This is a genomic window from Solwaraspora sp. WMMD791 (assembly GCF_029581195.1).
Taxonomy (GTDB): Bacteria; Actinomycetota; Actinomycetes; order Mycobacteriales; family Micromonosporaceae; genus Micromonospora_E.
Genome location: NZ_CP120737.1, coordinates 4,744,595 through 4,760,437 on the forward strand (window position 1 = coordinate 4,744,595; position 15,843 = coordinate 4,760,437).

Annotated in this window: 15 protein-coding genes; 9 read left to right on the top strand and 6 right to left on the bottom strand. The window is 72.6% G+C overall.

What is annotated here, in order from left to right; translation table 11 throughout:
- Nucleotides 1-10: 10 nt before the first annotated feature.
- The gene (locus O7623_RS21105; protein ID WP_282224744.1) at nucleotides 11-643 is read right to left on the bottom strand and encodes a hypothetical protein; all 633 of its coding nucleotides are present in this window, start codon (nucleotides 641-643) and stop codon (nucleotides 11-13) included.
- 196 nt (nucleotides 644-839) lie between these two features.
- On the opposite strand from O7623_RS21105, the gene O7623_RS21110 reads away from it, so the two are divergent.
- From O7623_RS21110 to O7623_RS21130, 5 genes are all read left to right on the top strand, one after another.
- Nucleotides 840-2,267 carry an efflux RND transporter periplasmic adaptor subunit gene (locus O7623_RS21110; protein WP_282224745.1) on the top strand — a complete coding sequence of 476 codons (1,428 nt, stop codon included), beginning with the start codon at nucleotides 840-842 and terminating at the stop codon, nucleotides 2,265-2,267.
- A gap of 77 nt (nucleotides 2,268-2,344) precedes the next feature.
- Nucleotides 2,345-3,583: a biotin/lipoyl-binding protein gene (locus tag O7623_RS21115; protein WP_282224746.1), complete on the top strand. Its 1,239-nt coding sequence runs from the start codon at nucleotides 2,345-2,347 to the stop codon at nucleotides 3,581-3,583.
- Complete coding sequence (locus O7623_RS21120) at nucleotides 3,580-4,314, top strand: ABC transporter ATP-binding protein (protein WP_282224747.1); 735 nt, start codon at nucleotides 3,580-3,582, stop codon at nucleotides 4,312-4,314. Before O7623_RS21115 ends, O7623_RS21120 begins: the two co-directional genes overlap by 4 nt.
- Complete coding sequence (locus O7623_RS21125; RefSeq protein WP_282224748.1) at nucleotides 4,302-5,513, top strand: ABC transporter permease; 1,212 nt, start codon at nucleotides 4,302-4,304, stop codon at nucleotides 5,511-5,513. Before O7623_RS21120 ends, O7623_RS21125 begins: the two co-directional genes overlap by 13 nt.
- 9 nt (nucleotides 5,514-5,522) lie before the next feature.
- A complete protein-coding gene (locus tag O7623_RS21130) occupies nucleotides 5,523-6,029 on the top strand; it encodes a hypothetical protein (RefSeq protein ID WP_282224749.1) in 507 nt (168 codons plus the stop codon).
- Here O7623_RS21130 and O7623_RS21135 read toward each other — a convergent pair.
- Nucleotides 6,026-6,718 carry a TetR/AcrR family transcriptional regulator gene (locus O7623_RS21135; RefSeq protein ID WP_282224750.1) on the bottom strand — a complete coding sequence of 231 codons (693 nt, stop codon included), beginning with the start codon at nucleotides 6,716-6,718 and terminating at the stop codon, nucleotides 6,026-6,028. The genes O7623_RS21130 and O7623_RS21135 overlap by 4 nt on opposite strands.
- A 110-nt stretch (nucleotides 6,719-6,828) precedes the next feature.
- On the opposite strand from O7623_RS21135, the gene O7623_RS21140 reads away from it, so the two are divergent.
- The 3 genes from O7623_RS21140 (at nucleotide 6,829) to O7623_RS21150 (ending at nucleotide 9,427) form a co-directional block, all read left to right on the top strand.
- Nucleotides 6,829-7,803 (top strand): NAD-dependent epimerase/dehydratase family protein, encoded by a 975-nt coding sequence (locus tag O7623_RS21140; RefSeq protein ID WP_282224751.1) that lies wholly within the window; start codon nucleotides 6,829-6,831, stop codon nucleotides 7,801-7,803.
- A 40-nt stretch (nucleotides 7,804-7,843) separates the two neighbouring features.
- On the top strand, nucleotides 7,844-9,088 hold the full coding sequence (gene purD / locus O7623_RS21145) for a phosphoribosylamine--glycine ligase (protein ID WP_282224752.1): 1,245 nt from the start codon (nucleotides 7,844-7,846) through the stop codon (nucleotides 9,086-9,088).
- A 63-nt stretch (nucleotides 9,089-9,151) separates the two neighbouring features.
- Nucleotides 9,152-9,427, top strand: a complete 276-nt coding sequence (locus tag O7623_RS21150) for a DUF2795 domain-containing protein (RefSeq protein WP_282224753.1) — start codon at nucleotides 9,152-9,154, stop codon at nucleotides 9,425-9,427.
- A 55-nt stretch (nucleotides 9,428-9,482) separates the two neighbouring features.
- On the opposite strand, the gene O7623_RS21155 is transcribed toward O7623_RS21150, so the two are convergent.
- The 4 genes from O7623_RS21155 to O7623_RS21170 all read right to left on the bottom strand — a co-directional run bounded on the left by O7623_RS21155 (nucleotide 9,483) and on the right by O7623_RS21170 (nucleotide 14,228).
- Complete coding sequence (locus O7623_RS21155; RefSeq protein WP_282229498.1) at nucleotides 9,483-11,063, bottom strand: AMP-binding protein; 1,581 nt, start codon at nucleotides 11,061-11,063, stop codon at nucleotides 9,483-9,485.
- A gap of 150 nt (nucleotides 11,064-11,213) precedes the next feature.
- Nucleotides 11,214-11,666 carry an SCP2 sterol-binding domain-containing protein gene (locus O7623_RS21160; protein WP_282224754.1) on the bottom strand — a complete coding sequence of 151 codons (453 nt, stop codon included), beginning with the start codon at nucleotides 11,664-11,666 and terminating at the stop codon, nucleotides 11,214-11,216.
- A gap of 61 nt (nucleotides 11,667-11,727) precedes the next feature.
- On the bottom strand, nucleotides 11,728-13,647 hold the full coding sequence (locus tag O7623_RS21165; protein WP_282224755.1) for an IPT/TIG domain-containing protein: 1,920 nt from the start codon (nucleotides 13,645-13,647) through the stop codon (nucleotides 11,728-11,730).
- A 116-nt stretch (nucleotides 13,648-13,763) separates the two neighbouring features.
- Nucleotides 13,764-14,228 (bottom strand): DUF3592 domain-containing protein, encoded by a 465-nt coding sequence (locus tag O7623_RS21170; RefSeq protein WP_282224756.1) that lies wholly within the window; start codon nucleotides 14,226-14,228, stop codon nucleotides 13,764-13,766.
- Between the two features lie 102 nt (nucleotides 14,229-14,330).
- Between O7623_RS21170 and purB the strand changes: the two genes are divergently transcribed.
- Nucleotides 14,331-15,764: an adenylosuccinate lyase gene (purB, locus tag O7623_RS21175; RefSeq protein WP_282224757.1), complete on the top strand. Its 1,434-nt coding sequence runs from the start codon at nucleotides 14,331-14,333 to the stop codon at nucleotides 15,762-15,764.
- Nucleotides 15,765-15,843: the final 79 nt, after the last annotated feature.

Below are 15,843 nucleotides of genomic sequence, written 5' to 3' on the forward strand. Positions count from 1 at the left end.
CGAGAAGCGGTCACTCGGCCGGCTGCAACGGCTCGCAGGCGGCCAAGGCGTCGGCGACTGCCGGATCCGAGGAGTCCAGGTCGTCGGCCCACTCGACGTCGCGTTCGGCCAGGCAGTTGCGGTACGCGGCGGCACCGCTCTGGTCGACTCCGGTGTCGGCGTCGGTGTCGCCGCGAGGGCCACCGGGGCCGCCGGCCGGTAGCTCGGCCTGGCACGCTTCCTGCGCCGCCGCCCAGGTCTCGTCGTCCACCCCGTCGGGTCGCAGCATGTCGGCGAAGCCGCCGCCCGGTCCCTGCCCGCCTGGTCCCTGCCCGCCCGGTCCGCCGGTCGGTCGGTCCGACGGGAAGCCTTCCGGTCCGTCCGACGGGAAGCCTTCCGGTCGGTCCGAGGGGAAGCCTGACGGTCGGTCCGACGGGAAGCCTTCCGGTCGGCCGGACCGTTGCGCGTCCGGTGCTCCGGCCGGCAGGTCGCCGACGTCGATGCCGTTGTCCCGCAGGCATTCGACGTACCCGCTCATCCCACCGCCGGCCGTCGCCTCCTGGCCGGTCGTCTCCGGGTCGGCGTCGCCACACGCGGTGAGCAGGAGCAGCAGGCAGACGCCGCCAGCGACGCCCCACCTGGACTGCCTGAGTGCAACGAGCACAGCCGTACCCTCCCCATCCGTTCAGCCCGCGACGGTCGTCGACAGTGCACCGGCAAGCAGAACCGGTGTACCTCCGGAGCGCGTCAGGGATTGCTGTGACCGGGCTGAGCGTCGCCACCGGACCGGGCAGATTTCACAGCGAACGTCGAGGCACTGCCGAGCCGCCACCGAGCTGGCGCCGCAACACTGCGCGCTCATGACATTCAGCCGTTGGCAGGGGCCGGCGTGGCGGTGGCGTGGCGGACGGCGACTGGCGGTAGCAGCGGTCGGCGCGACGCTGACCATGGCCGGAGCGTTCGCGTACGGGCTGACCGGTGCGAGCCGCGCCGACGAGACCGACCCGGTCACCACTGCTCGGGTCGATCGGGGTCCTGTCACGGTCGAGATCGCCGCTGCGGCGAGCGTGCAGCCGGCGCAGGACCGCCAACTGAGTTTCGCGGTGGCGGGGACGGTCAACCGGCTGGACGTACGGCTCGGTCAGGACGTGGCGGCCGGCGACGTCCTGGCGTCGATCGACGACGGCGACGCCGTCACCGAGGTCGAGCAGGCGCAGGCGGAGCTGGCCGACGCGCAGGACGTGTTGGCGGCGGCCCGGCAGGCGGCTACGGACGACGTGGCCGGTGGCGACGGTGCCGCCAGCGACGGTTGCGCCACCACCCTCACCGGTACGGCGGTGCGCCTCGGGTCGACCAGTGCCGTCGTCACCACCAGTGCCGGGCTGGCGGCTGGGACGACTCCGGAGCCGACCGCCGATGCCAGCCCATCAGCCAGTCCGACGCCGACACCGGGTGCTCCGTCGTCGCCGGGACCGGCTTCCACGGCCACCGTCGGCCCCGTTCCGACGGCCTCGACCACACCCACGCCGCCGACGTCGCCATCGGCGTCGAGCGTGCCGACCGGTCGGTCGACGCCGCAATCTGACGGTACCGGGACCACCTGTCGCCCGTCCGACGCGCAGAGCGGTACCGGATCAGGCGGTACCGGATCAGGCGGCGGTGACCAGGTGTTGCGGGCCCAGCAGCAGGTCACCGCAGCCGAGCTGCGGTTGGCCGCGGCCGAGGACGAACTCGCCGGTACGGTGATCCGCGCCCCGATGGACGGCAAGGTGCTCGCCATAGCTGGTGCCGTCGGCAGCACGGTCCGGGCCGGCGGCACTTTCATCGAGCTCGCGGCGGTCGCCGAGATGCAGGTGACGGCGAGTTTCCCGGAGGCCGACGCCGCCCGGCTGGCGGTCGGCCAGCCCGCCGTGGTCACCCTGCCGACCCGGCCCGACGCCGAGTTTCCCGCCCGGGTCGGCCAGCTCGATCCGGTCGGCACCGTCGACGGGCAGCTGGTCCGTTACGGCGTGCTCATCGACTTCGACGAGGTGCCAGCCGACCTGCTGGTCGGTCAGAGCGCCAGTGTGCGGATCGTCGTGGACGAGGTGGCGGACGTCGTACGGATACCGGTGACCGCCCTGCGCGGCGACGGCGGCGAGGACGTGGTGATCGTCCGGGTAGCCGATGGTGGCCAGCAACGCCGGGTGGTGGTCGTCGGCGTTCGTGGTGACCGGTACGTCGAGGTGGTCGACGGTCTGACGGTTGATGAGGAGATCGTGAGCTCGGGTGCTGGAGGTGGCTCGTGACAACCGGCGGTGGGTTCCCAGCTTCTCCTCAGCCGGGGCCGACGTCGCATCGAGGTGACGCCCGGACCCTGTCGGCCATGCGTCTGCGTCGTCTGGTCGGTCTGCCCCGGCCGCTGATCGTCAATTCCGTACTGGTGGCGATGATGCTCGGTGCGGCAGGCTGGGTCTATTTGCGACTCGGCGTGGCCGACGAGGCCGCCGCCACCAGCGCGGACACCGTGACCGTCCCGGTCGGACAGGGCACGGTCACCGCGACGGTCACCGCCTCGGGCTCGGTACGTAGCGCGAAGACCGCGGTCGCCGACTTCGCCACCGCCGGCACGGTGACCGAGATCCTGGTCGACGTCGGCCAGCAGGTCGCCGAGGGCGACGTTCTGGCCAGGGTCGACGACACGGTGGCCCGAAGGGAACTCGCCGCCGCCGAGGCCGATCTCGTCGCCGCGCGGGAGGCGCTCGACCGGGCCGAGTCGGCCGGTGGTGACACCGGCGATGCCGAGTCGGAGGTGACCCGGGCCGAGCTGGCGGTCGAGGAGGCGAGCGCGGCGGTCGACGGGACGACGCTGGTCGCCCCGATGGCCGGCACGGTCGTGGCGGTCAACGGCAGCGTCGGCGAGTCGACCGGTGGCGCCGGTGGATCGACGTCCGGTGGTGGCACCGGATCGGCGACCGGAGCCGACGGTACCGGCGCGGGTGGCACCGGGTCGACGACCTCCGCCAGCGGCTTCATCGATGTGGCGGACCTGACCCAGCTGGAGGTCACCGCCTCGGTGTCGGAGACCGACGCGACCCGGCTCGCGGTCGGGCAGCCGGCGACCGTACGGTGGAACGCCCTCGCCGACGCCGAGGTCGACGCCACGGTGGGTGTCATCGACCCGAACGCGACCACCAGCAACGGGGTGGTCAGCTACCCGGTCACCCTCGACCTGGCCAGCCTGCCCGACGGCGTACGACCCGGTCAGACCGTGGAGGTCACGGTGGTGGTGGGTGAGGCCGTGGACGTGTTGACGCTCAGTTCGGCCGCGCTGACCGGCACCGGTTCCCGCCAGGTGGTGACGGTCTCGGCCGACGGCGGGCAGGTCGTGCGGACGGTCGAGATCGGACTGCAGGGCGACGACACGGTGGAGGTCGTCTCCGGACTGGCCGCCGGTGAGCAGGTGGTCGTCACGATCCCGACGGAGTCGGAGAGCGGGACCGGTAACTTCCCTGGGGGTGGTTTCCCGGGCGGTGGTCTCACCGGGGGCGGTGGTTTCCCCGGGGGTGGCGGTCCGGGCGGTGGCTTCACCGGCGGTGGCGGTCCGGGCGGTGGCGGACGGTGACCCCGAACGGGCAGCCGGCCGTCCTGGACGTGCGGGACGTGACGAAGACGTACGGTACCGGTGCGGCCGCGGTGTCGGCGCTGCGCGGCGTGTCGCTACGGATCGACCGGGGCGAGTTCGTCGCGGTGATGGGGTCGTCCGGCTCCGGCAAGTCGACCTTGATGAACATCCTCGGCTGCCTGGACGTGCCGAGCACCGGCCGGTACCTGCTGGACGGCGTCGACGTCAGCCGGCTCAGCGAACGGCAGCTGGCCCTGGTCCGCAACCGGCAGATCGGGTTCGTCTTTCAGTCGTTCAACCTGATCCCGCGTACCACCGCCGTGGCCAACGTGGAGCTGCCGCTGGCGTACGCGGGGGTGCGGCCCGCGCAGCGGCGGCGTCGGGCGATGGCCGCGCTCGACCTGGTCGGCCTCGCTGATCGGGCCGGGCACCTGCCGAATCAACTGTCCGGTGGCCAGCAGCAGCGGGTCGCGGTGGCCCGGGCGCTGGTCACCGAGCCGGCTCTGGTGCTGGCCGACGAACCGACCGGGAACCTGGACAGCACGTCGACCGAGGAGGTGCTGGCCATTTTCGACCAGCTCAACGCGGACGGTCGGACGATTCTGCTGATCACGCACGAACCGGAGGTCGCGGCCCGGACCCGGCGGCTGCTGCGGGTTCTCGACGGCCGGATCGTCTCCGACGACCGGCAGGCGTCGGAGCAGGAGGAGGTCGGCGGGTGGGTCCGGTAGAGATCGTCCGTTCCGCGCTCGGCGGGATCGGTGCGAACAAGTTGCGCTCGGCGTTGACCACGCTCGGCATCCTGATCGGGGTGGCGGCGGTGATCCTGCTGGTCGCGGTCGGCAACGGATCCGCACAGTCGATCAACGAGCGGATCGAGGCGCTCGGTACCAACACCATCACCGTGTCGGCGTCCGGTGGTGGTGGCGGGCTGACCGTCGAGGTGGCCGAGGCACTGCTCGACCCGGTGCTCGCCCCGGACGTCCGTTCGGTGTCACCGGTGGTGAGCACGTCGGCGACCCTCACCTACGCGGCCGCCGACCACTCGGTCGGCCAGTTCGTCGGCACCTACCCGAGCTATCTCGCCGCGTCGAACATGACGGTCGCTGCGGGCACCGCCTTCACCGACGCCGACGTGGCGCAGGGTCGCCGGGTGGCGCTGGTCGGGCAGACCGTGGTCGACGAACTGTTCACCGGGGCGGAGCCGGTGGGCAGCCAGGTCACCGTCGACGGGGTCCTGTTCACCGTGGTCGGGGTGCTCGCGGAGCGGACCTCCGCCGGTGGGCTGCAGGACGCCAACGACCTGGTGGTGGCCCCGTTGACCGCGGTACGCCAGGCGTTGACCGGCTACGGCACGGTCAACTCGGTGCTGGTGGAGGCGGCTGCTCCGGATCGGGTCGACGCCGCGCAGGCACAGGTGGGCGCGATCCTGGACCGCCGGCTCGGTGCGACCGACGGCGCGGCTGGCGGCGCCGCTGGCGGCACCGGGCAGGCGTACCGGATTCAGAACGCCTCGCAGCTGCTGGAGACCCAGGCGTCGACGGCGGAGACGTTCACCGTACTGCTCGGCGCGGTCGCGGCGATCAGCCTGCTGGTGGGCGGGATCGGCATCACCAACATCATGCTGGTGACGGTCACCGAGCGGACCCGCGAGATCGGCATCCGGAAGGCTCTCGGTGCCCCACCGGGGACGATCATGACCCAGTTTCTGGTCGAGGCGATCCTGCTGAGTGTGATCGGCGGTGCGATGGGCGTCGCGGTGGCGGTGCTGGGCAGCCGGTTCACGATCGTCGGGGTCGAGCCGGTGATCGTGCCGGCGTCGGTGCTGCTCGCGCTGGGGGTGTCGGTGGCGATCGGGTTGTTCTTCGGCAGTGTCCCCGCCCGGCGGGCAGCGAACCTGCGTCCCATCGACGCCCTGCGGTACGAGTAGCCCCCGATCATGACGAAGGTAGGAGACGACGTGCGTGACGACGAGTGGCTGGCCGCTGCCGCGCCCCGGCGCTGGACGAACCGGGTCACTCCGTGGCTGGCGGCGGTGGCGCTGCTCGCCGCCGGGTTCGCCGCAGGGGTGGCGGTGCCGCAGGACGCCGGCGGTACGGCGGCCGGCCCCGGCCAGCGTCAGTTGGGAGCCGGCGGAATGCCCGACTGGGCCGTAGCCGGCGGGCAGTCCGGCCGGGAAGGTGCCGCCGGGTCACCGGTGACGCCGACGGCGGCTGCGGATCAGTCCGCTGCGGCGGCCACCGGCACCGTCAAGCTGGTGGACGGTGCGACGGTGTACGTCGAGACCGGGACCGGTGCGGTGGTGATCGTCCGGACCGACGACGGTACGGCGATCCGGGTGCCGGGCGACCTGACCGGGTTGACCGTCGGTGTGGCGGTGACGGTCGAAGGGGAGACGGCGTCGGACGGCACCGTGACCGCGGCGTCCATCGTCGCCGGCGACTAGGGCAGGCCGATCACGCTCGCCTGTTGCCGCATCTGGTGGTCGAAGAACTCCTCGCGGGCGTGGATGGTGCCGTCGAGCTGGCCGAAGAGTTCGAAGCTGACGGTGCCGAAGCACTGGGTCCACCCGAGGGCGCCGCCCGCGATCAGCGCCTCGGGCAGGTCGGGGAAGATCGCGTCGCGGACGGCGGCGAGGTCGGCGCGGACCGGGTCGGGCAGGCTCTCGCCGCCGGGGTCGCCGAGCCGACCGGAGGTCACGCCGTCGACGAGGATCCGGATCAGCACGGTCGGAATCCGTACGGCGGCGGTGGCGGTCTCCTGCGGTGCGGCGTAACCGGGCACCGGGCTGCCGAACAGCAGGGCGTACTCGGCGGGGTGGGCCAGCGCCCAGCGGCGGATCGCGTGGCAGACGGCCAGCCACCGGCCGCGCAGGTCGGCCCGGTCGGTGATCTCGGCGTCGCCGGCCTCGGCGGCGTCGGCGAGGGCGTGGTAGCCGTCCACGATGAGCGCGGTGAGCAGGTCGTCGCGGCTCGGGAAGTAGCGGTAGATCGCCGACGAGACCATTCCCATGTCGCGGGCGACCGCCCGCAGTGACAGGTTCGCGCCGTCGGTGGCGAGCTGGCGGCGGGCGATCGCCTTGATCTCGTTGATCATCTCGGCTCGGGCCCGGGCCCGGATGGAGGCTGCCGGCATAAAAGCGAGTCTCGCACACAATCGAGAGCAGTGCTCTTGACGACGGCTGATCTCGTGAGCGAGCATTACTCTCAAGTGAGAGCGTTGCTCTCGTTTGAGGGGAGACGTCAATGCCCGTACACCTGATCCTCGGCGCCGGCATGGTCGGCACGACCACCGCCCGCCACCTCGCGGACCAGGGCGAACAGGTCCGCATCCTCAGCCGGTCCGGCCGCGGCCCGGACCATCCACTGGTGGAGCGGATCGCCGCCGACGCCACCGACGCCGACCGCCTCGCCACCCTCGCCACCGGTGCCACCGCCATCTACAACTGCCTCAACCCCGCGTACCACCGCTGGCTCACCGACTGGCCCCCGATGGCCGCCGCGCTGCTGACCGCCGCCGAACGCAGCGGCGCCCCGCTGGTCATCGCCGGCTGCCTGTACGGCTACGGCGAGGTCACCGGCCCGATGACCGAACAGACCCCGCTCGCCGCCCGCCACCCCAAACTGAAGATGCGGGCCGACATGTGGCGTGACGCCCTCGCCGCCCAGCAGGCCGGGCGCATCCGCGCGGTCACCGAGGTACGCGGCAGCGACTATCTGCAGGCCCAGTCGATCTTCACCAACGTGCTCGGCGTACCGCTGCTCGCCGGCCGCCGGGCGTACGTTCCCGCCCCGCTCGACGTGCCGCACACCTGGACCTCGACCAACGACATGGCGGCCATGCTGGTCACCGCCGCCACCGACCAGCGGGCCTGGAACCGTGCCTGGCACACCCCCAGTGCGCCGCCGCTGACCATCCGGCAACTCGCCACCCGGTTCACCACCGTCGCCGGGGCACCCGCACCGAAACTCACCGCCCTGCCCATGCCGCTGGTGCGGGCCGCCGGGTACATCTCCCCGATGCTGGGTGAACTGCGGACCACCGCCTACCAGTTCACCCGACCGTTCGTGATGGACTCCACCGCCGCCACCACCGCCTTCGGCCTGCACCACCAGCCGCTCGATGCGGCGCTGCGGGAGACCGTCGCGCTGTTCGGGCAGGACCGGGGTGAGGTTCGGACCGGACCGTCGCGTCGTTCGGGCCGGACCGGTGTGAGGTGAGCCGGTGACTCCGGCGCGGACTGCTCTAGGATCGGGCATCGTGCGCGTACTTCTCATCGGCGGCGGCGGACGTGAGCACGCCCTCGCGGCGAGCCTCGCCGCCGACCCCGCCGTCGACCAGCTGATCGCCGCCCCCGGCAACCCCGGCATCGCGGCCGTCGCCGAGCTGCGCCCGGTCGCCGCGACCGACCCGCAGGCGGTCGCCGCTCTGGCCGTCGAGGTCGGTGCCGACCTGGTGGTCGTCGGCCCGGAGGCGCCGCTGGTCGCCGGGGTCGCCGACGCGGTACGCGCCAAGGGCATCGCCTGCTTCGGACCGTCCGGCGCCGCCGCCGCACTCGAAGGTTCGAAGACCTTCGCCAAGGACGTGATGGCCGCCGCGGGCGTGCCGACCGCGCGGGCCGCCACCTGCCGTACGGCGGACGAGGTGGCCGCCGCCCTCGACGACTTCGGCACCCCGTACGTGGTGAAGAACGACGGGTTGGCCGCCGGCAAGGGTGTCGTGGTGACCGACGACCGGTCCGCCGCCCTCGCGCACGCCGCCGCCTGCGGGCAGGTCGTCGTCGAGGAGTACCTGGCCGGCCCCGAGGTGTCGCTGTTCGTGGTGACCGACGGCACGGCCGCGGTGCCGCTGCTGCCGGCCCAGGACTTCAAACGGGTCGGCGACGGCGACACCGGGCCGAACACCGGCGGCATGGGGGCGTACGCGCCCCTGCCGTGGGCGCCACCCGGCCTGGTCGACCAGGTGATGGCCGAGGTGGTGCAGCCGACGCTGGCCGAGATGCGCCGGCGCGGCACCCCGTTCGCCGGTCTGCTGTACGTCGGGCTGGCGATCACCGCCGCCGGACCCCGGGTGATCGAGTTCAACGCCCGGTTCGGCGACCCGGAGACCCAGGTGGTGCTGGCCCTGCTGGAGTCCCCGCTCGCGGGGCTGCTGTCCGCCGCCGCGACCGGCACGCTCGCCGATCATCCGCCGCTGCGCTGGCGGGACGGGGCAGCGGTGACGGTGGTCCTCGCCTCGGCCGGCTACCCGGCCAGCGCCCGCACCGGTGACGTGATCATCGGTGCGGAGCAGCCGGGCGTGAGCCACGCCGGTACCGCCCGTACCGACGCGGGGGAGCTGGTCTCTGCCGGCGGCCGGGTGCTCGCCGCCACCGGCGTCGGCGCCGACCTGGCCGACGCGCGGGCGGCCGCGTACCGCCTGCTGGACGGCATCAGCCTGGCCGGGGGGCACTTCCGTCGGGACATCGGACTCGCCGCCGCCGACGGTCGGATCACCCTGCCCTGAGCCGTACCGTCGGATCACCCCGCGCCGAGGCGTACCGGCCGGCCTGGTGGGTACGCCCGCGCCATGTCGACGAGTTACCAGGACGTGCTGGACAGCCTCAACGAGCTGGACTTTCCCGCCGGCAAGGACCGGATCCTGGCTGAGGCACGCCGGGTCGGCGCCAGCGCCGGGGTGGTACGCGCACTGCGGGGCCTGCCGCCGGTCGAGTACGCCAACCGGGCCGAGGTCGCCCGGTCGGCGCACATCGACGCCGCCCCCGAACAGGATCCGGCGCAGCGGGCGGCCCGGGCCCGGTTCCGCGACCACCAGCGGGTGGCGCAGCACCTGCGCCAGCCCTGAAGCCGGGCCCAGCCTGAAGCCGGCCACGCCTGAACCGGCCAGCGGGGTCACCCGTTCAGCCGGGGGTACGGGGGCGGGGCAGGTCGCGGGTGACCACCTTGCCGCTGGCGTTGCGTGGCAGGGCCGGCAGGAACATCACGTACCGAGGGACGGCGTACCGGGCCCGGTAGCGCCGAACGTACTCCTGGACGGCCTCGGGGTCGAGGGTCTCCCCTGGGTGCAGCACCAGGTAGGCGGCGAGCAGGTGGCCGTACTCCGGATCGGGCAGCCCGGTCACCGCCGCCTCCCGGACCTGCGGCAGCTGCGCCAGCAGGTCCGCGACGTCGGACGGGAAGACGTTCTCCCCACCGCAGACGACCATGTCGTCGGCCCGACCGCCGACGAAGAGCAGCCCGTCGGTGTCGACGTGGCCGAGGTCACCGGTGCCGAGCAGGCCGTGCCGGTGGTCGGCGGCGGACGTGCCCTCGCCGGTGTATCCCTCGAACATCAGCTCGTTGCCGACGTAGATCTGCCCGACCTGGCCGGCGGGTACGGGTTCGCCGGACGCACCGAGCACGGCGAGCCGGGTGCCGCGTGGCGGCCGGCCGGCCGTGTTGGGTGCCCGCCGCAGATCGGCCGGGGTGGCGATGGCCGCCCACGAGACCTCGGTGGATCCGTACAGGTTGTAGAGGACGTCGCCGTAGCGGTCCATGAACCGGGTGGCGATCCCGCCGCTGAGCGCGGATCCGCTCACCGCGACCACCTGCAGCCCGGTCGGCCGGTCCGGAGCCGGTACGTCGTGCAGCAGCCGCTGCAACATCACCGGTACGGCGAACAGCGCCGTGCAGCCGTGCCGGTCGACGGCGGCGAGCGCGGCAGCTGGGTCGAAGCGCCGGTGCAGCACCACGGTCGCCCGCAACGCGACGGCGATCTGCAGGGCGGCGTACCCCCAGGTGTGGAAGACCGGGGCGGCGATCATGATCCGGTCGCGGGCCCGCAGCGGGATCCGGTCGATGATGGCGGCGAGCGGCCCGAAGTTGGCGGGCGTGCGTCGCCGGGCACCCTTCGGGGTGCCGGTGGTGCCGGAGGTGAGCACGATGGTGCGCCCGTCGCGCTCGGGCGGCGCGATGCGGGAGTCGTCGGGTGCGGTGCTCAGAAGTGTGGCGACGCGGGACTCGTCGACCCTGGCCACGTCGGGGCCGACCGCGAGGGCCTGCTCACCGAACTCACGGTCGTGCAGCAGCACCCGCAGCCGCTGTTCGTCGGCGACCGCGGCGAGCTGCGGCCCGGCCAGCCCGGTGTGCAGCAGTACGGTGTCCGCGCCGAGCAGCCCGGCGGCGACCATCGCGACCACCAGGTCGGGGTGATTGCGGCAGAGCAGTCCGATCCGGTCGCCTGCGGTCACGCCGAGGGTGGCACGGAACGCGGTGGCCAGCCGCTCGGCCCGGGCCAGCAGTTCCCGGTAGGTCAACTGCCGGTCGGCGTCGTCGATCAGCGCGATCCGGTCGGGGTCGCGGGCGGCTGCCTGGCGCGCTTCGCCGGCGAGGGTGAACCCCCACCGGCGAAGCGCGGCGAGTTGCGCGATGGTCCGGCCCGGCGACCCGGGTGTGAGCAGACCCCGCCGGGTCAGCGTGGTGAGGACGAACGGCAGGTCCACTGGCACCCCCAGCTGCGGCGAGACCGGTCCGGCGGGTGGGCGGCCGCGCCGGTGGGCGAAGCCCCGCCTGACAGGGAACACGTACCGGAGCCGGTTGCGGATCGGTCCGCCGGTGAGCTGGGTGCCGCAGCAGCGAGGGATCCGGCCTGGTCAGCCCTTGGGGATGTCGAAGAGGTTGGGTATCTGGGCGGCCAGCCCGAGGTCACCCTTTGCCTTCAACTTGCCCGTCATGAACATCATCATCGGGTTGGCGCTGCCGGAGACGATTTTCAGAAGGTCGACCGCGCCGAGGGTCAGGCTCAGCCGGGGCTCGTGCGCCGGGCTCGGCGACAGCACACAGGTGCCGTCGGCGACGACGATCTCGTACGTGTCGGTGCCACCGTCCGGCCGGCCGGTGATGTTCCAGTGGATGACGGCGTTGGTGGAGCCGGCCTTCTCCGGGCGGAACAGCGTGGGCATCCGGTTGAACACCTCGTCGAGGACCTTGCCGCGCAGGTCGCTCTGCATCACCTCGGCGATCTTGGAGTCCGGGGTGGACTTCACCAGTTTGGCGAACTCCTTGGCGTCGATGGATGCGAAGGTGGCCGGGTCGAAATCAGACATCGTGTGCCCTCCAGTACGGGACGTCGGACCTAGCCTAGTCTAGGGTTACGCGCCAGTAGCTTCATTGGCGCTGGCCGCGCCACCCCGCTGCCAGCCGCAGCGCGGCACCGACCAGGACGGCCAGCAGCCCGGCGGCGACCACCGGGCCGAGCGGCCGACCGGTCACCGGCAGCCCGTTGCCGGCACCGTCGCCCGGCGGCGAATCAGCACCCGGCGGCGGGGTGTCCGCGCCCGGTGGTTCAGTCACCGGCGGACCTTCGCCGACGTACCGGAACTCCATCGCGTTGGAGCTGCCCGCCGGAGTGCTGACGGTGATCGTCGTCGTTCCGGCGTCGCAGGCCGGGGTCGGGAACGTCAGCACGTTGGACGCACCGCCGACCGTCACCGAATCCGGACCGATCGACCGCCCACAGATCGTCACCCGGGTCTGACCGGGGACGAAGTTCGCGCCGCTGACCGTCGCCGTCGTACCGCCGACGGCAGAGCCCTCGCCCGGGTTCACCGAGTCGATCCGGGGCGTACCGGTCGGCTCCGGTGCCGCGTACCGGAACCCGTCGGGGACGACCAGGTCCGGTCCGGGCATGACCAGGGTCAGGTCGACCACTCCGGGTGCCCCAGGTGGCACGGTGACGTGGATCCCGCTGGCCTGCCAGCGCAGCGCCAACCTGGTGCCCGGCACGTCGCCGAAGCGGATCTCCGTGGTGGCGGACAGGCCCTCCCCGTCGATCAGGATTCGGGTGCCACCGCCGGGCGGTGCCACCGCCGGTTCGACGCTGGTCACCTGCGCGACGGCGTACTCGTAGTCGCTGACGTACCGGGTGCCGGCCGGAAACTCGAGCACCACGGCGGCCGGGCCCGGCGCGTGCGGTGGCGTCCGTACCTCGACGACGTCAGGTCCGACGACGAGGTCCGTCCCGGCCACGCCGTCGAACGTGACGCGCCGTACCGCCTCCAGCCCGACCCCGGTGATGCGGACGCTGGCACCGCCGGTCGGCGGCCCGTCGGGCGGAGAGACCGGGGAGAAGTACGAGTCACTGCCGTCGACCAGGTACGTGTAGGCAGCCTGGGACGAGCCGCCGAGCGAGTAGATCCCGAGCACCGCCGGACCTGGCCGGCCTTCCGGTACGGTGCCCTGCAGGGTGGTGCCGTCCCGGCTGACGGTCAGGTCGGTGACCAGTTGCCCGTTGAACCGGACCCAGGTGTAGCCGAAGGTGAAGTTGTCGCCGGTCACCGTGAACCGGTGGCCGCCCGACTGCGGCCCCGCGGCCGGCTCGACGGTGGTGATCTCCGGCGGGACGGGGGTGGTCGGCATGGGAGGACGCTCGCAGGTCGCCGTGGCGAGGGTCACCGTACCGGCCGCGACGGTGACCGGGCCGCCGGCCGCGTCGCCGGTGATCTCGAAGGCGGCGGTGACCGCGGTCGCCGCCGCGTACGGATCGTCGAACCGCCCGAGGCGCTCGGTCCGGGTGACGGTGGCGGTCAGCCGTGCCCCGGTCAGCCCGGTCACCGGGACCGGTCGGCCCGCCACCACCGGTGTTCCGTCGCGGGGCAGGGTGGCCGGCGTGCTGAACAGGGTCAACCCGTCGAGCGTCGTGTCGGCGTACCGGGCGCCGGGTCCGCAGATCACCGATGCCTCGACGGCGGCCGCCGCCAGCGCCGGTACGCCGAGAATCCTGACGGCGACGTCGTCGACGGCGCTGGACGCGGTCACGTAGTAGGGCCGTCGGGCGACCGTGACCTCGTCGACGGTGCCGGCGGCGATGACGCCGACGGCGCCGGGCAGGGCGATGTCGACGGCGGTCTCGCTGTCGGTCCCGAGGGTCGGCGGGGCGGTGGTGCTGCCGACGACCGCATCCGCCGCGAGGACGGTGGTGCCGAGTACGTCGGCGGCGAGGTCGACCGCGAGGCCGACGGCGTGTCCGTCGCCGGGCGCGGCGTCGACCGGCCCGGCAATCACCACAGTGGATAGCAGGCCGCCCACAGCGGCCATGGTCAGCAGGGATTTCTTGCGATATCTCGGGGTACCCACGGTTCCTCGTCTCGAAGCGGGGCGGAAGGGTCCGACCCGACAAGCTGAACGAGGATAAATACGGACAGTTACGGAATTGGTGGCGAATAACTCAAAGTGCCGGCAAGGTGCTGCCCCGCGACACTGTGGAACAGGAAGAACACCGCCGCCGCAAAACCGATGAACGCCCCGCCGAGGACCGCGTACCACGGACCGAGCCGGACCCCGGCGACGTCGGCACGGTCCGGATCCGCCGGGTCGTAGACCACGTCCAGCTCGGCCCCGGCAACGAACGACCGTCGGCTCGGCCGACTGCCGGTCGTCACGGCGTCCTCGCCGGTCAACGTCCGGAACCGCACCACCGGTCGGAACACCGTCCGCCCGGTTGCCCGCCGCTCCACCCGGCTCTGTGTCACCCGGCCGGTCACCCGCAGACCGAGCGCGGCCACCGCCCGTTCCCGTCGCCAGCGCAGCAGCCCGTACCCCACTGCGGTCACTCCCACCAGCGCCGGCACGACCGCGACCACATAGACCCCAGCCCCCATCTGGATCATGAAAGTCAAGGTAGCGGACCTGGCCGTGATCGGCACGGACCCGCCGACCGTGGCCCACCCACCCGTCCGGCCCGGCCCGGCGGCCGTGACAGACTGCGGTACGTGACCTCGCGCCCGCAGATCCCCAACGTGCTCGCCACCCGGTACGCCTCCGCGGACCTGGCCGCCCTCTGGTCGCCGGAGGAGAAGATCCGGCTGGAGCGGCGACTCTGGCTCGCCGTCCTGCGGGCTCAGCGTGATCTCGGCATCGCCGTGCCGGACGGCGTCGTCGAGGCGTACGAGCGGGTCCTCGACCGGGTCGACCTGGCCGCCATCGCCGCCCGCGAGCGGGTCACCCGCCACGACGTGAAGGCCCGGATCGAGGAGTTCAGCGCGCTCGCCGGCCACGAGCACATCCACAAGGGGATGACCTCCCGGGACCTCACCGAGAACGTCGAACAGCTGCAGATCCGGGCCTCGCTGGAACTGATCCGCGACCGGGTGGTCGCCACCCTGGCCCGGCTGGCCCGACTCGCCGTCGAGCACACCGACCTGGTCGTCGCCGGGCGCTCGCACAACGTCGCCGCCCAGGCCACCACGCTGGGCAAGCGGTTCGCGTCGGCGGCCGAGGAGCTGCTGATCGCGTACGAACGGTTGACCGACCTGATCGACCGTTACCCGCTGCGCGGCATCAAGGGCCCGGTCGGCACCGCCGCCGACCAGCTCGACCTGTTCGACGGCGACGCCGCCAAGGTGGCCGAGTTGGAGCGCCGGGTCGCCGCGCATCTCGGTTTCCGGCGGGTGCTGACCAGCGTCGGGCAGGTCTACCCGCGCTCCCTGGACCTGGACGTGCTCTCTTCGCTGGCCCAGGTCGCCGCCGCGCCGTCGTCGCTGGCCACCACGATCCGGCTGATGGTCGGCCAGGAGCTGGTCACCGAGGGCTTCCGGCCCGGTCAGGTCGGTTCCAGCGCCATGCCGCACAAGATGAACACCCGGTCCAGTGAACGGGTCAACGGGCTCGCCGTCGTCATCCGGGGCTATCTGTCCATGGTCGGTGAGCTGGCTGGTGACCAGTGGAACGAGGGTGACGTCTCCTGTTCGGTGGTGCGCCGGGTGGCCCTGCCGGACGCCTTCTTCGCCGCCGACGGGCTGTTCCAGACGTTCCTCACCGTCCTCGACGAGTTCGGCGCCTACCCGGCGGTCGTTTCCCGCGAACTCGACCGCTACCTGCCGTTTCTGGCGACCACCCGGATCCTGGTCGCGGCGGTACGGTCCGGGGTCGGCCGGGAGGTCGCCCATGAGGTGATCAAGGAGCACGCGGTCGGGGTGGCGTTGGCCATGCGGGAGAAGGGCGTGGCCGACAACGACCTGTTCGACCGGCTGGCCGCCGACGAACGACTCGGCCTGAGCCGGGACGAGATCGCCGCCGTGGTCGCCGACCGGGCCGGCTTCGTCGGCGCGGCGGGGGCACAGGTGCAGGCGGTGGCCGACCGGGTGGCCGAGGTGGTCGCCGCGCATCCGCACGCCGCCGACTACCAGCCCGCGCCGATCCTCTGACCGCCCATTTCCCCGACGATCTTGCGGTTATCGCGAAGATTTGTCCGTTATGTGCCTCGATAACTGCAAGATCGTCGGG

Bases quoted from the DNA above. Each gene is read 5' to 3' on its own strand.
- O7623_RS21170 (WP_282224756.1), bottom strand. From the start codon at position 14,228: ATGATCCAGATGGGGGCTGGGGTCTATGTGGTCGCGGTCGTGCCGGCG.
- O7623_RS21130 (WP_282224749.1), top strand. From the start codon at position 5,523: ATGACGAAGGTAGGAGACGACGTGCGTGACGACGAGTGGCTGGCCGCT.
- O7623_RS21160 (WP_282224754.1), bottom strand. From the start codon at position 11,666: ATGTCTGATTTCGACCCGGCCACCTTCGCATCCATCGACGCCAAGGAG.
- O7623_RS21110 (WP_282224745.1), top strand. From the start codon at position 840: ATGACATTCAGCCGTTGGCAGGGGCCGGCGTGGCGGTGGCGTGGCGGA.
- O7623_RS21140 (WP_282224751.1), top strand. From the start codon at position 6,829: ATGCCCGTACACCTGATCCTCGGCGCCGGCATGGTCGGCACGACCACC.
- O7623_RS21115 (WP_282224746.1), top strand. From the start codon at position 2,345: ATGCGTCTGCGTCGTCTGGTCGGTCTGCCCCGGCCGCTGATCGTCAAT.
- O7623_RS21150 (WP_282224753.1), top strand. From the start codon at position 9,152: ATGTCGACGAGTTACCAGGACGTGCTGGACAGCCTCAACGAGCTGGAC.
- O7623_RS21135 (WP_282224750.1), bottom strand. From the start codon at position 6,718: ATGCCGGCAGCCTCCATCCGGGCCCGGGCCCGAGCCGAGATGATCAAC.